This is a genomic window from Exiguobacterium flavidum, from assembly GCF_003344535.1.
Lineage (GTDB): Bacteria > Bacillota > Bacilli > Exiguobacteriales > Exiguobacteriaceae > Exiguobacterium_A > Exiguobacterium_A flavidum.
In genome coordinates, this window is record NZ_QPKS01000013.1 from 58,631 (window position 1) to 71,938 (window position 13,308).

Genomic DNA, 13,308 nt, shown 5'->3' on the forward strand with positions numbered 1-13,308 from the left:
TGTTTCCTCCTTACTGATTGCGGCGTTTCTTGAGTTGACCGATGACGACGAGGGCGATGAGGACGACTACGAGAACGAGGGCGACGAGCTTCCAGATGGCATCCGTGCCGAACGTCTGGCCGAGGAAGGAATCCTCCTCCGTGAAGACGCCCGTCTTCTCTTCGCCCGGCAGAACGAAGATTGGCGTGACCGTCGTCTCGATTTCCTTTATCGCGGCATCGAACGCCTGTTTATCGCTCGGCTTCTTGCCGACGCCGAACAGACCGGGATTTCCAAGGGCGGTTAATGCATCATCAAAGGAAGTATACAATTTTTCAGAGACGTCCGCACCTTCCTGCTGCTTGACGTAAGGTGCTAGCACGTCATACGTGCCGCGTGCCTTCGCGAGCAGGAGCTTTGCCTGTCCGAAATCCTCGAATTGTTCGTCAGCGAAGTGGAGCCGGCGTTCGATGTTCTGGCGCAGGGCGACACGGTAGGCTTGTTTCGCGGCCTCTCCGTCCTGTCGTTCAATGCCGTCCTCGATCGCTTCCTTCGCTTCCGGGAAGTACATCGAAAACTCTTTATCATAGGCGCTGAATGTCTCTTCTGCAAGGTCGTATTGTTTCGCATCGATCTGTTCAGCGAATTTCTTGTAGGCTTCAGCGAATGCTTCCTTCCCCGGGTCTCCGTAACTGTAGGCGAATGCCGGCAACGGAGTGAGCAGGATCAGGAAGGCGAGGCTGAGGGAGAGTAATCGTTTCAACCGAGATCCTCCTTTCGGAGCGTACGCGCCTCGATCGGCAGGGGACGGACGGACCGTCGCCACTCACGCCAAATCGCAGGGAGCACGCGATGAATGTAATTGAATCGGATAAAGGATTTTCCAGTCTCGCGGACGCGATAGCGGATCGGGACCTCGAGCAGACGGAATCCTTTGCGGACGAGATTGAGCGTCAATACCTGGGCGTAGTTGTAGTCATGGATGATCTCGGCATGGGCACAAGCCATCCGTGAGAAGGCACGCATGCCGCTCTGGCCATCGTGGATCCGCCGCTTCAGCAGCAGGCACTGGATCCAGGTGAAGACGTGATTGCCGAGAAGGCGATAGAGGCGCATCCCGTCGATCGTCCCGAGGAAGCGCGAGCCGAACACGTAGTCCGCCTCGTTCGCGAGGATCGGCCGGACGATGTCCGGAATTTGATCCGCCGGGTACTCGTTGTCCGCGTCAATCATGACGGCGACGAGCGCGCCATGGTCGTACGACCGCTCGAGTCCTTCCCTGACGGCAGCACCGAGCCCGCGGTTCCGGTCGAACGAATAGACACGGGCACCATGCTTGAGCGCCACTTCACGAGTCCCGTCCGTCGAACCGTCATCGATCACGATGACCTCGACCGGGTGTCCGTCGACCGTGCGTGGAATACGGTGCAAGACGAGCGGGAGGGATTTCTCCTCGTTATGAGCGGGCAGGAATACGATGATCTTGTCCATGTCGCGCCTCCTTGTTCGAATCTGTGAATGCCTCGCTCAGCAGGACGCCGCGGCTGTCATGAGGGATGTCCGCGCCGAGCATCCTTGCGACGGTCGGGGCAAGCGAGAGGATATGACGGTGCGTATCGACCTTCTTGCCGGGAGCGATCGTCGGTCCATACATCCAGAACGGGACGAACCGTTCGCCCTCGTCGAGATGGCCGTGGCCGCCGATTCCGTCGGCCTGACCGTGGTCCGCCATGACGATCAGCGTCGCGTCGTCGAGTTTTCCGAGCGTTTCGAGCTCCGCGCAGAAGTCTTCGAGCAACCGGTCAGCCTCCTCGATCTTATCGATGTATTCCGAGTAAAGCGTGCCGCGGCTGTGGCCGGTCTGATCGGTACCGATCAGCTGGATCGCAAGCAGGTCCGGATCCTCTTCACGGACGATCCGTTTCGCCCGCTCGACGATGTTACGGTCCGCGACGTCGTTGTGCATGACGGCCGTGACCGTCCGGACGTCCTCCGAGCCGAATGCGTCGACGAGGTGGGCGATGCCGAGGAGCTTGCCGGACTTGCCGACATCCCGGAGCCGCTCGAAGACGGTATCTGTCCTTACGCCGATCGTGTTCCAGACCATGTTCGAATGGATGCCATGATCCTCAGGCCGGGCGCCTGTGAACATCGAGCTGAAGCAGACGACCGTTCGGGCCGGGTAGACAGTCTCCATGTTCGTATACTCCGTCCCGCCTTGGCGAAGCCGCTCGAGGAAGGGGGTATTCGCAGCCATGTAACGATCCTTGCGCATGCCGTCGATGACGAGGACGTAGACTTTTTTAGATGGCGGCACCTCGGCATCGACTGTCAGCTCAGCTGGAAGCTCCGGCTTCCAGTCGAACAGGTTCCGGTGAAGTATGAACGCATAAGCGAAAAGAACGGCTGGGAACCAGAGGTAGAACAAGTCGGGCGACGTGATCGGTTCGACCGTTGCGCCTTGCCAGTAGGCAAGGAGCAGGGCGACCTTCGGCAACTGCTCTTGCGCGTTGCCGCTCGTCGAGTCACTGTTTTTCAGGACCAGTTTCCAGAACCGGGTGAAGTTGGACCAGTCCGTCCCGATCCGAAGATGATAATAGATCGTGCCCCAGAAGAAGACGGTGAAGAAGAAGTAGAGGCCGGTACCCCATGCGAAGAGCGGGAGGACCGCCTCGTTCGTTCCCCGTGCGAACAGCCAGAGGATGAGCGGAATCCACAAGTAGTTCCTGAGGAACAGCGGAAAATCATAACGCCAGTACAGGACGAACAGCGGGAGTGTCAGCAGGAATCCGGTGAAGACACCGCTGAAATCCCCTGAGAACAGCAACGCGTAGGTGAGGAATACGCCGATTGTGAAAATCGGGGTGAATGGTTTCCCCTCGTTCAGCAGGTTCCACATCCGCGCGGCGATTTTTTCGAAGCGTGAAGCACTTTTCATTTGTTTACATCCTTTCAGCGCCCCGTTGCCGAAATAGTGACAAGAGGGAGCGCATCCATTTCGGGTGCCTGACGAACACGTAACAGAACGCGCCGTAGGCGAATGCATATTTGAAGGCATGCGTCATGAGGGCGATTTCGAACGCGCCTGCGACACCGTATGCCTTCAGGACGGCACCCATCGCGAGTTCATATGTCCCGAAACCTCCGGGTGTGAACTGGAAGATGCCGGACAAGACGCCGGCGCTCATCGCGACGAGTACGTTCGCGAACGAAAGTGAAACACCTGCACCGATCAGCAGGCACCAGACGGCCAGTCCCTCGAGGATCCAGGCGGACAGGCTCGACAGGACGAGCAGGCTTTTGACGTACCTTCTGACGAAGACGATGATGGTGATTCCTGACAAGAGGGCGACGATGCTGACGACGCCTGATGAGGCGACGAGCCCGAACGCGACGAGTCCGCCAAGAACGACGAGGTCTACACCGCGCTGAGCTGCGAGGATCGCCATCGTCCGCTTCGCCGGGCTGCCGAGCAGGCGGCCAGTCAGGAAGCGGACGGTCTCACCGAGCTTGACGGGAAAGAGATGGTTGATTGCGAGCCCCGTGTAGAGGGAGGCGACGTAATAGGCGTGCCTTCCCTTTTTTTCGTCCGCATCCCCCCAGGCGAACGCCCGGACGTGGAACGCTCCTGCGTAGAGCAGGACGGCGAGGGCCGTCTCCGGACGGACGAGAGTCCGACCGTATGCGAGAAACGTCTTGAAATCGAGCAGCATGGCGAATAAAAGACCAAATGCGAGCGTCAAAAAGACGCTCGCAGTCACGCGAAGATTTGTTGTTCGTGCCATGAGAGCACCTGTTTGAGTCCTTGATTGATCGTTACACATGGGCGGTAGCCGAACGCGGCTTCTGCCGCACTACAGTCGCTCCACGTGAGTGAGACGTCGCCGGGACGCTTTTCTTCCCGGACGAGTTCGAGACCGTAACGGGCAGCCAGGCGCTCCGCGATTTCAGAGAGCCGTGTCGGCAGGCCGGCACCGAGATTATATGTGCCGACAGCACCATGCTCGAGCGCCTGCTCCATCCCCTGTGTGATGTCGTCGATGTAGGTGAAATCTCGTACCGGATCACCGAACAGAGAGAGTGGCTCGCCACTGAGCGCCTGCTTCGCGAAGCGATCGAGCGCCATGTCGGGACGCCCCATCGGTCCATACACGGTGAAGAACCGGAAAATCGTCACGTCGAACCCGTACAGATGCTGATAGGAACGGCAGAAAGACTCGGCGCCGTATTTCGCGGCGGCGTATGGGCTGACGACGTCGCCCGTCGCGTCCTTCTCACGGACCGGACCGCTCTGTTCCCCGTAGACGGAGGACGATGAGGCGAAGAAGAAGCGCGGGATGCCCGCCTCCCGGACGGCTTCGAGGACCGTCACGGTCATTCCGATGTCCTCCTGGATGTAGCGGTGGGGGTCCTCGAGCGATTTCGGGACACCCGGCAAAGCAGCCAGATGAAACAACGCATCGAACTTCTGATTCTTACACCATTCCTTGAACCATGGAAGATGGACGTCGCCTTCCTTCACCTGGATGCCGTGATCAAGCAAGAGATCGGCACGCTTGCGTTTCAGCGAAATATCGTAGTAATCCGTGAAGGCGTCGACGACTGTGACGTCATGCGATGACTTGAGCCTTAGAGCGAGAGCGGACCCGATGAAGCCTGCGCCTCCAGTGATGACGATGTTCAAGTGGTCCACTCCTTTCTTAGTTCAGCGATTTGAGTGTCTCGACGATTTGAGCACTGGTCGTCTTGGCAGCTTCGTCTTCCTTCTCGATTTGTGCGTACCATGTGTTTGCTTCCGCAAGCAGCTTCTTCGTTTCAGCTTCTCCGAGCTTCCCTGTAAGCGTCGGTTTGAGGGCGATCAGGAACATGTTCGCTTCCATCGCCTCGACGCGTGCCGTGTCGACTTCCTTCTTGTCGAGCGCAGCTTGGGCCTCCGTATGATAACCGTTGATCTTCGCTGTCAGCGCCTTAGCGAACAGTGATTCGACTTCAGCATATTTGACGTCTTCCGGTTTCGTCTTCGAGATGTCGTAGATTTCCTTCAAGCGGGCAGTCGCTGCCTCGTCTCCGCCGGCGAGTGACTCTTCGATCGCAAGGAGGAATCCGTAGCCTTCTGCCTGTTCCATCTGGAGCTCGGCTTGATCAGCCTTCGCTTTGACACCGTCCTCCACCTTCTGCGAGTAACCGAGGGCTGCGAGATAGAACGTGCGGTAGATCGACTTGTCCGTCAATTGTTTCGCGACACCGAAGTCCGCTGCGGAGTCGGCTGCGATCGCAGACTTCTCGGCGTCGAGGCCGGAGTTGATCGCTTGAGCGATCGATTCCTCGTTCTTGAAGCCGTAGCTCGCGTCCCGCTTCTCAGCTGTCGGGATGAATACAGTCGTCGCCATCGACGAGATATCCTCGAGCGCTTTTTCCGCCTCGTCCTTGTTTCCAGCCTTGACCGCCTCTTCAGCCGTGTTCTGTGTCGACTTCTGCAACTTATAGAAGTAAGACTGCATCCCTTTGTCGATCAGCTGGCGCGCGACGCCTGCATCGAGTTCCTGTGACTGGATTCCTGCGATGGCTGAACTGATCACCTGCTCGATTTCAGGAGCGGTCTGACCGACGTTCTTTTGCATCTTCTCTTCGTAGAGAGACTGGACTTTCTTCCAGTCGACCGTCTTGCCTTCCTTTGCACGGTCGAGTTCTGCCTTGATCGTGCTGAACGTCTCGAGCTCGAGCGCGAGTGTCGCTTCTGTCGCTTGCTCGGTCTTCGCTGCCGCCGTTTCAGTTTTCGCCGTCTTCTTCGGAGCAGCCTCCTCGTTTCCGCACGCTGCGAGAAGTCCTGCCGCCATTAAAATCGATACTGCCTTCAATCGTTTGTTCATGATGAAAATATCCCCCGTCTTTTCTATATATCATATTCTCTGATTTATGCCACTGCTGTAGCCGTTTTCACAACAATCACTATATCGAGAATGATTCTCATCGTCAACTAACCTTGTTAACTAAATAGCGAAAAAAAGACCGCAGACGCGAAAGGTCTGCGGGCAGTGACGGAAAATACCGTCTGTTTCTCCAATCATGCTTCAGGAGAGATTTGGACGAACAACTTCGTCATGTAGTCGTACACTTCGTCAGAAGCTTGGAACATCATGACCGAGTGTCCGAAAATCGCGGCCGGGTTGAAACCGTGGTCGAGATCGAGCGTCGAGGAGATCGTCACGTCGCGGTCGCTGTCGAGGATGACGTTGAAGTACTTGAACTCCTGGTTGAAGTCGTTCAAGGCGTTGAGGACAGGAAGGTCCTCGACGTGGTCAGGGACGCGGATGATCGCGCGCGCGTAAAGTTCGACGTCAGTCGAAGGCTTACGGAAGGCGATGATCATCTCAGGCTCTGCGCCGTGCGGCGTCTTCTCGAGCGTGCGGAAGGCGACGTGTGTATCCGACTCGAGCGTCTCGAGTCCGAGTTGTTTTTCAGCAAGGAACTGCTGGAAGGCCTGGACGTGTTGCTTTTGCAACTCCATTGCCGGGTTTTCTTGCTCTGGTTCGTTCATGTTACGGTCATCCATCTTTAAATCCCCCTTTAGATGCTATGTGTTCAGTTTCAAGCATTTAAGGTGGAAATGCAACACCAGCTCGCTATAATAGAGGGAAAGTTTCAGAGGGAAGAAAATCAACCAGTCATTTTGTTCATTCTCTCACAATATTTGAACGTTATGTGAATTAGTGATCATTCTTATTGAACATTCATACCTCGAGGGGTATATTAAGTGCAGATAGAGTCATACCAAGGAGGAAACAATCATGAAAACGATCATTGTAGGTGGAGTGGCCGGCGGGGCGACAGCAGCAGCACGCCTTCGCCGATTGGATGAAACAGCGGAGATCATCTTGCTTGAACGCGGGAAAGAAATCTCGTTCGCGAACTGCGGACTTCCATATTATATCGGCGATGTCATCAAGGACCGCAAAAAGTTACTCGTTCAGACGCCTGAAGGAATGAACGCCCGATTCAATCTCGACATCCGCAACCTGTCAGAGGCGATTGCAATCAATCCTGCGAACAAGACCGTCTCGATCCGAAAAGTCGAGACGGGCGAGGTGTATGAAGAGACATACGATAACCTGATCCTGTCGCCTGGTGCGAAACCGATCCGTCCGAACATTCCGGGACTCGATGAAGCGAAGAACGTCTTTACGCTCCGAAATATCCCGGACACGGACAAGATGCGCAGCTACGTGGATGAAGCGAAGCCGCAGCATGCGATCGTCATCGGCGGCGGATTCATCGGTCTTGAGATGGCTGAGAACCTCGTCGAACGCGGAGCGAAGGTGACGCTCGTCGAGATGGCGGACCAGGTCATGGCACCGGTCGATCCCGAGATGGCGGCGATCGTCCACGAACACATCCGCGCGAAAGGCGTCGAGCTGATCCTGAGCGACGGCGTCGCGAAGTTCGAGGAAGAAGGACGCCGTGTGACGCTCACTAGCGGACGCGTCATCGAGACGGACATGAACATCCTCTCGATCGGTGTCATGCCGGAGACGACACTTGCGAAGGAAGCGGGTCTCGAACTCGGAATCAAAGGTGCGGTCAAGGTCGACGAGAAGATGCGCACGTCCGAACCATCGATCTATGCGATCGGAGACGCGGTCGAAGTGAAGGATTATGTGACAGGCGAAGCGACACACGTGCCGCTCGCTTGGCCGGCGAACCGTCAAGGTCGTCTCGTCGCGGACATTCTCGCTGGACGCGACGTTCAGTACAACGGAACGCTCGGAACAGCTGTCGCGAAAGTATTCGATTTGACGGTCGCTTCGACGGGGAATAACGAGAAACGTCTGAAACAGCTCGGAAAACGTTACGAGGCGATCCATCTTCACCCAGGTTCACATGCCGGATATTATCCTGGCGCGAGCCCGATCTCACTCAAGCTCCTGTTCGACCCGCAGGATGGGAAAATCTACGGGGCACAAGCAATCGGGATGACTGGTGTCGAGAAGCGGATCGACGTCCTCGCGACGGCGATCAAAGGGAACTTGACTGTCCTCGATCTGCCTGATCTCGAACTGTCGTATGCACCGCCTTACAGCTCAGCGAAGGATCCGGTCAACATGGCAGGATACATCGCGTCGAATATCGTCCTCGGGGACACGGAAATCGTCCACTTCGACGAGATCGATGAAATCGTCGCGAACGGCGGTCTATTGCTCGACGTCCGGGAACCTTCGGAAAATGAACTCGGTGCGATTCCCGGGTCGAAGAACATCTCGCTCCCGACGCTTCGCGCTTCGCTCGACGAATTGCCGAAGGATGAGACGATCTACGTGACATGCCAAGTCGGTCTGCGTGGATATGTCGCAAGCCAGCTGTTGAAACAAAACGGATTCAAAGTGAAGAACTTGAGCGGCGGCTACAAGACATGGTCGGTCGTCGATCGTGACGCAAAGGCCCGTATCGCGAAGGAGGAGACAGCAGTGACGCTTGAAGCACCAGTCAAGACTGAAACGAAACCGAAAGAGGAGGTCATGCTTCTCGACACATGCGGCTTGCAATGCCCTGGACCGATCCTCGAGCTGAAGACGAAGATCGATCAGATGACGGACGGTCAGCAAGTGTTCGTCAAGGCGTCGGATCCAGGCTTTCTGCCAGACGTCCAAGCATGGGCGAAGAAACTAGGTCACACGGTCCGTTCAGCTGAATTGAACAACGGTGTCGTCGAAGCGCTGATCGAAAAAGGTCAGGGGCAGACGGAAGCCGCTCCGCTCATGGCGCAGACGGCGGACGATGCGACGATGGTCGTCTTCAGCGGAGAACTCGACAAGGCGCTCGCCTCGTTCGTCATCGCGCAGGGCGCACAGGCGATGGGCAAGCAAGTGACGATGTTCTTCACCTTCTGGGGCTTGAACGTCATCCGCAAGCCTGACGCTCCCGCGGTCGAGAAGGCGAGTATCGAGAAGATGATGGGCATGATGATGCCGAAACATGCCGGTGACCTGCCGCTATCGAACATGAACATGGGCGGTGCCGGTCAGAAGATGATGAAGAAGGTCATGAAGGACAAACAAGTCGACGCACTCGAGACGATGATCGCGAAGGCGAAGGCTTCAGGCGTCCGGATGATCGCCTGCACGATGTCGATGGACGTGATGGGGATCAAGAAGGAAGAACTGATGGATGGCGTCGAGTACGGCGGCGTCGCGAGCTACCTCGGCGCGACGGAAGGCTCGAACCTGAACCTGTTCATCTGAATAATACGTACGGTGAAGGGGAGCGCTCTGAGAAGAGCGTTCCCTTTTTTGCGATTTTTTTTGAGAACGCTTAACAATCCAATCCGACTGACCGTTATGGAATAAGGAAAGAATTAGCAGTTTGGGGGAATCGACATGAAGTTTTGGAACAGAAAAAACACGGAGCAATCTTTCGATGAACAGATCGGTCAGGAAACAGGCAACATCAAGCTCGATTTGACGGACGAATTGAAGGCGCAGGCGACTTTGATCGACTTGACGGAAAAGGACTTGCGAATCGCACGGGCGCTCCGTCCGAACGTCAAGGAATGGATGCCCGAGATGGTCGAGGCATTTTACGGTGAGTTGCTCGCGGTACCGGAACTGCGGCATCTGATCGAGAACCACTCGACGGTCGAACGGCTGAAGGGTACGCTTGCCCGCCACATCGAGCAGATGTTCGAAGGGGTGATCGATGCACCATATATCCACGTCCGGCGTGTCATCGCCGATCGTCACGTCAAGATCGGTCTGCATAACAAATGGTACATCGCATCGTTCCAGAAAATCTTGAACGTCTTGACGCGCAAGATCGAAGAGAGTGCGATGGCACCGGAAGCGAAAATCAGGACGACGCTTGCGATCAGCAAGCTGTTCAACCTCGAACAGCAGATCGTCCTGACGATGTACGAGGACAAGATCGACGAGGAGCGGGCCGCAGTCGAAGCAGCGAAGGACCGGATCGGTCACGCCGTCCAGCAGTCGACGGAAGAACTCGCTGCGATGAGCGAGGAATCGTCAGCCGGTTTCCATGAGATGGAACGGCACGCACAAGGCGTCTCTCTCGCAGCCACGACGCTGTCGGACCGCTTGGCAGAAGCGGTGAGCGAGGCGGAATCAGGCGTCGAACTCGTCCGGGCAGAGTCTGACCGGTTCGAAGGTGTCGCAGGTGAGATGACAGAGACGGCAAGACAGATGGAGAAGCTCGCGCAGCTGTCGGCAGAGATCGAGCGGATCGCCGGGATGGTGACGGCGATTTCCGATCAGACGAACTTGCTCAGTCTGAATGCGTCGATCGAGGCGGCACGGGCCGGTGAGTTCGGCCGAGGGTTCACGGTCGTCGCGCAGGAGATCCGGAAGCTCGCGGAGGAGAGCAAGACCTCTGCTGCCGAAACGTCGCGAATCGCGCAGGAAATCACGTCGGAGATGAAACTCGTCTCCGGTCGGATGGGGGAGACGGAGAAAGCGATCATCCGGACGACTGCCGAGATGAACGAGGTGGCACGTGCATTCGAACGGATCACTGCGCATACGACCGAGGTGTCGAGCGGAATTCTTGCACTGTCCGCGGACACGGAAGAGGTGGCCGAGACGATCGAGAACATGCGCCACGTCGCGGAATCGATCGCCGAGACGGCGGACGGCCTTCAGGCGGCAGCGACCGCACTATGAATGTAAAAACGCGGTACGGCTCGAATACGGGTCATACCGCGTTTTTTTAGGTCCACTTGAGGAGGACGGGAAAGAAAAGATATTAACTCACACGGAATCGGGAATAGTCTAGAAGGAAAGCGGTCGAAAGGAGGGGAGAGCTTTGGAGGAGACGCATTATATCCGAGTGACGGACGCCGTGTTCGAGTCGTTCGGAGAGGATCCGAACATCATCATGGACTGGATCCTGTTCATTCATGAGACGAAGCCGGACGCGACCCAGCTCTTCTCGCTCGAAGAGACGCCGCGCATGTTCGAGCTGCTTCAGCAGATCGAGGTGTTGATCGACCGGACGACGCAGTACAATCTGAGCCGTGCGGTGATCGGAGAGGAGCTGATCGTCAATGAGAACAAGGCGGCGATCGTCGGAATCCTGCCGTTCCCGCTGCTCGTGCTTGCGACCGAGGTGATGAACAGCTTCGATCAGGAGACGCTCGGAGCGATCTTTGATGAGAGCGACCTCGAAGGGGCGTTCGAACCGATCTGGACGACGTTCTGCGAACTGCGCACTTTCTTCAAGGAGGCGGAAACGGCGAAGGAGACGCTGTTGATCTATTACACGTGAAAAAGAGGACTTCGTCTCCGGGAACGGAAGAACGAAGTCCTCTTGTCATTTAGAAGTCGATTTCGTCAGGATCCGGACCAATCCGGACGTCTGTCGCGACACGATCGATCTGCTCGAGATCGTCTGCGTCGAGCTGGAAGTCGAACACGTCGAAGTTCTCCTTGATTCGCGACGGCGTGACCGATTTCGGGAGTGCGACGATCCCATTGTCGAGGTGCCAGCGCAGGACGACTTGCGACGGGGTCTTGCCATGTTTCTCTGCGATCTCCGCGAAGACCGGGACCTCAAGGAACTTCCCTTGCATGAGCGGACTCCATGCTTCGATCTGGATGCCTGCATCCTGCATGTACTCGTGCAGATCATGCTGCGGGAATTGCGGATGGAGCTCGACCTGGTTGATCATCGGAGTCATGAGCCCTTCCTCTGCCAGCGTGTCGAGGTGATGCTCCTTGAAGTTCGATACGCCGATCGCCTTGATCTTTCCGGCCTCATAGAGCTCGATCATATCCTTCCACGCGTCGACGAACCCGTCGACCGGCCAGTGGATGAGGTAGAGGTCGAGGTAATCCGTCTCGAGACGGTCGAGTGATTCCTGGAATGCTTCCTTCGTGCGGCCTGCACGGATATCGTCGTTCCAGACCTTCGACGTCAGGAAGATGTCTTCCCGATTCACGCCGCTCTCACGGATGCCCTTCGCGACGCCGCGTTCGTTCTTGTAGACGGCTGCCGTATCGATATGGCGGTAACCGACGCGCAGTGCCTCGGCGACCGCTTGCGGTGCCTCTGTCTCTTCATCGACTTGCCAGACGCCGAACCCGATTTGCGGGATCGTGACGCCGTTTGAAAGTTTTGCGTATTGCATACTGACTCCTCCTTCAAACCGATTATTGTGCGCTCCTATCGTAGCACGAAGCACAAGCAGGTTTCCGCTCAAACGCATCGAAAAAGTAATGAACGAAAGGCGAGAGGCGTTCGTCTACCAAATGAAAGGGAAGTGAGGCGATGGACCAAAGGGAGGAACTGGCCCGAGTGCTTGAGCGGGAGTATGCGGCACTGTACCGCTATGCTTTCAAGCTGACGGGCTCGAAGGAGGAGGCGGCAGACCTCGTGCAGGAGACGTGTGTCCGGGCGGTCGTCCATCAGGAGAAGCTCCCGGTGGAAAACCCGATTGCTTGGCTCATTCGTGTCGCCTCGAACCTCTACATCGACAAGTATCGAAGAAGGAAGGTCGAGACCGCCCACCTCGAACGCCTGAAGCGGGAACAGCCTGTCAGCACGCCAAGCGCAGAGGCGAGAATCGAGGCGCTCAGTCTGCTTGACGGCCTCGAACCGGAGCTGCGGCTGATCGTCATCCTCAAGCATGCGCAAGGGTATACGTATGAAGAGATCGGAAAAATGACCGGTTTGAAGGAAGGAACGGTGAAATCGCGGCTCCATCTCGCGATGCGCCGCCTGAAAGGGAGTGAACGAAGTGGATGAAAAAGAGCTGGAACGGTTGCTTGGATCGCTCGACGACATCGAGGTCGAGCAGCCGAGCCGTGTCGAGATCCACCAGTGGATCGAGGAAGGAGAGACTCGCCGCAGGAAGGAGCTATGGAAGGACCTGCTTCGGTTCTGGGCCGTCGCATCCTGTATCTTCCTCTTGCTCTTCAGTATCGGCATCGCGTCCTTGACCGCTGTCCTGCTCATCCAGGCGTTCGGAGCGTTCGCTGCCATCATCGTGCTCGTCGTGCTTTTGAAAAAGGAGGGGTCTCATGCGAGGGATGAATCGGCTTAACTGGTTCGGGGCAGTGGTCATCCTGCTATCGCTCGTGCTCCTCGTTTCACAAATCGAAGGAGGAATCGAGATGAAACAGAAAGCGACAGATTTGAAGCCGGCGTTTTGGATTGCATTGTTCGGGGTGCTCGGCACGCAGGCGACACTTCTTTTTCTCGATGCGAGAAAACGTGGGTATAATAAATGGCTCTGGGGCGGGCTCGGATTGATCCAGTTCCCGATGCCGACGATCGCCTACATGGTCTATCATGCCGTGACGAAGAAGAAAAGATGAACACGAA

14 protein-coding genes are annotated in these 13,308 nt (G+C 56.6%); 6 read left to right on the plus strand and 8 right to left on the minus strand.

The window, feature by feature from the left end:
• Nucleotides 1-10 precede the first annotated feature (10 nt).
• The 7 genes from DFG60_RS12080 to DFG60_RS12110 all read right to left on the minus strand — a co-directional run bounded on the left by DFG60_RS12080 (nt 11) and on the right by DFG60_RS12110 (nt 6,532).
• Nucleotides 11-742, minus strand: a complete 732-nt coding sequence (locus DFG60_RS12080; protein WP_114572035.1) for a hypothetical protein — start codon at nt 740-742, stop codon at nt 11-13.
• Entirely contained in the window at nt 739-1,470 is a 732-nt protein-coding gene (locus DFG60_RS12085; protein WP_114572036.1) for a glycosyltransferase family 2 protein, read from the minus strand. Before DFG60_RS12085 ends, DFG60_RS12080 begins: the two co-directional genes overlap by 4 nt.
• Nucleotides 1,436-2,917, minus strand: coding sequence for an alkaline phosphatase family protein (locus tag DFG60_RS12090; RefSeq protein WP_114572037.1), 1,482 nt, complete (start codon nt 2,915-2,917; stop codon nt 1,436-1,438). The genes DFG60_RS12085 and DFG60_RS12090 overlap by 35 nt, the downstream gene beginning before the upstream one ends.
• A gap of 4 nt (nt 2,918-2,921) precedes the next feature.
• Nucleotides 2,922-3,764, minus strand: coding sequence for a lysylphosphatidylglycerol synthase domain-containing protein (locus tag DFG60_RS12095; protein WP_232818708.1), 843 nt, complete (start codon nt 3,762-3,764; stop codon nt 2,922-2,924).
• Nucleotides 3,737-4,663 (minus strand): NAD-dependent epimerase/dehydratase family protein, encoded by a 927-nt coding sequence (locus tag DFG60_RS12100; RefSeq protein WP_114572039.1) that lies wholly within the window; start codon nt 4,661-4,663, stop codon nt 3,737-3,739. Before DFG60_RS12100 ends, DFG60_RS12095 begins: the two co-directional genes overlap by 28 nt.
• A 16-nt stretch (nt 4,664-4,679) precedes the next feature.
• Nucleotides 4,680-5,849 (minus strand): hypothetical protein, encoded by a 1,170-nt coding sequence (locus DFG60_RS12105; RefSeq protein ID WP_114572040.1) that lies wholly within the window; start codon nt 5,847-5,849, stop codon nt 4,680-4,682.
• A 194-nt stretch (nt 5,850-6,043) separates the two neighbouring features.
• Entirely contained in the window at nt 6,044-6,532 is a 489-nt protein-coding gene (locus DFG60_RS12110) for a type III secretion system chaperone family protein (protein WP_232818709.1), read from the minus strand.
• Between the two features lie 235 nt (nt 6,533-6,767).
• Between DFG60_RS12110 and DFG60_RS12115 the strand changes: the two genes are divergently transcribed.
• From DFG60_RS12115 to DFG60_RS12125, 3 genes are all read left to right on the plus strand, one after another.
• Nucleotides 6,768-9,215, plus strand: coding sequence for a CoA-disulfide reductase (locus tag DFG60_RS12115; protein ID WP_114572041.1), 2,448 nt, complete (start codon nt 6,768-6,770; stop codon nt 9,213-9,215).
• A gap of 135 nt (nt 9,216-9,350) precedes the next feature.
• Nucleotides 9,351-10,646 carry a globin-coupled sensor protein gene (locus DFG60_RS12120; RefSeq protein ID WP_114572042.1) on the plus strand — a complete coding sequence of 432 codons (1,296 nt, stop codon included), beginning with the start codon at nt 9,351-9,353 and terminating at the stop codon, nt 10,644-10,646.
• A 142-nt stretch (nt 10,647-10,788) separates the two neighbouring features.
• On the plus strand, nt 10,789-11,250 hold the full coding sequence (locus DFG60_RS12125; RefSeq protein WP_114572043.1) for a DUF1877 family protein: 462 nt from the start codon (nt 10,789-10,791) through the stop codon (nt 11,248-11,250).
• A 49-nt stretch (nt 11,251-11,299) separates the two neighbouring features.
• Here DFG60_RS12125 and DFG60_RS12130 read toward each other — a convergent pair whose 3' ends face one another.
• Nucleotides 11,300-12,112, minus strand: coding sequence for an aldo/keto reductase (locus DFG60_RS12130; RefSeq protein WP_114572044.1), 813 nt, complete (start codon nt 12,110-12,112; stop codon nt 11,300-11,302).
• A gap of 140 nt (nt 12,113-12,252) precedes the next feature.
• Between DFG60_RS12130 and DFG60_RS12135 the strand changes: the two genes are divergently transcribed.
• Genes DFG60_RS12135 through DFG60_RS12145 form a run of 3 tightly spaced genes read left to right on the plus strand, consistent with a single transcriptional unit; the run spans nt 12,253 to nt 13,301 of the window.
• A complete protein-coding gene (locus tag DFG60_RS12135; RefSeq protein ID WP_114572045.1) occupies nt 12,253-12,729 on the plus strand; it encodes an RNA polymerase sigma factor in 477 nt (158 codons plus the stop codon).
• On the plus strand, nt 12,722-13,027 hold the full coding sequence (locus DFG60_RS12140; protein WP_114572046.1) for a DUF5345 family protein: 306 nt from the start codon (nt 12,722-12,724) through the stop codon (nt 13,025-13,027). The genes DFG60_RS12135 and DFG60_RS12140 overlap by 8 nt, the downstream gene beginning before the upstream one ends.
• Nucleotides 13,005-13,301 (plus strand): hypothetical protein, encoded by a 297-nt coding sequence (locus DFG60_RS12145; protein WP_332871688.1) that lies wholly within the window; start codon nt 13,005-13,007, stop codon nt 13,299-13,301. The genes DFG60_RS12140 and DFG60_RS12145 overlap by 23 nt, the downstream gene beginning before the upstream one ends.
• Nucleotides 13,302-13,308 lie beyond the last annotated feature (7 nt).

What these genes read in the sequence shown, in the direction of transcription:
- DFG60_RS12120 (WP_114572042.1), top strand. Translation starts at nt 9,351, where the DNA reads ATGAAGTTTTGGAACAGAAAAAACACGGAGCAATCTTTCGATGAACAG.
- DFG60_RS12095 (WP_232818708.1), bottom strand. Translation starts at nt 3,764, where the DNA reads ATGGCACGAACAACAAATCTTCGCGTGACTGCGAGCGTCTTTTTGACG.
- DFG60_RS12105 (WP_114572040.1), bottom strand. Translation starts at nt 5,849, where the DNA reads ATGAACAAACGATTGAAGGCAGTATCGATTTTAATGGCGGCAGGACTT.
- DFG60_RS12145 (WP_332871688.1), top strand. Translation starts at nt 13,005, where the DNA reads ATGCGAGGGATGAATCGGCTTAACTGGTTCGGGGCAGTGGTCATCCTG.
- DFG60_RS12085 (WP_114572036.1), bottom strand. Translation starts at nt 1,470, where the DNA reads ATGGACAAGATCATCGTATTCCTGCCCGCTCATAACGAGGAGAAATCC.
- DFG60_RS12115 (WP_114572041.1), top strand. Translation starts at nt 6,768, where the DNA reads ATGAAAACGATCATTGTAGGTGGAGTGGCCGGCGGGGCGACAGCAGCA.
- DFG60_RS12090 (WP_114572037.1), bottom strand. Translation starts at nt 2,917, where the DNA reads ATGAAAAGTGCTTCACGCTTCGAAAAAATCGCCGCGCGGATGTGGAAC.
- DFG60_RS12130 (WP_114572044.1), bottom strand. Translation starts at nt 12,112, where the DNA reads ATGCAATACGCAAAACTTTCAAACGGCGTCACGATCCCGCAAATCGGG.
- DFG60_RS12110 (WP_232818709.1), bottom strand. Translation starts at nt 6,532, where the DNA reads ATGGATGACCGTAACATGAACGAACCAGAGCAAGAAAACCCGGCAATG.
- DFG60_RS12135 (WP_114572045.1), top strand. Translation starts at nt 12,253, where the DNA reads ATGGACCAAAGGGAGGAACTGGCCCGAGTGCTTGAGCGGGAGTATGCG.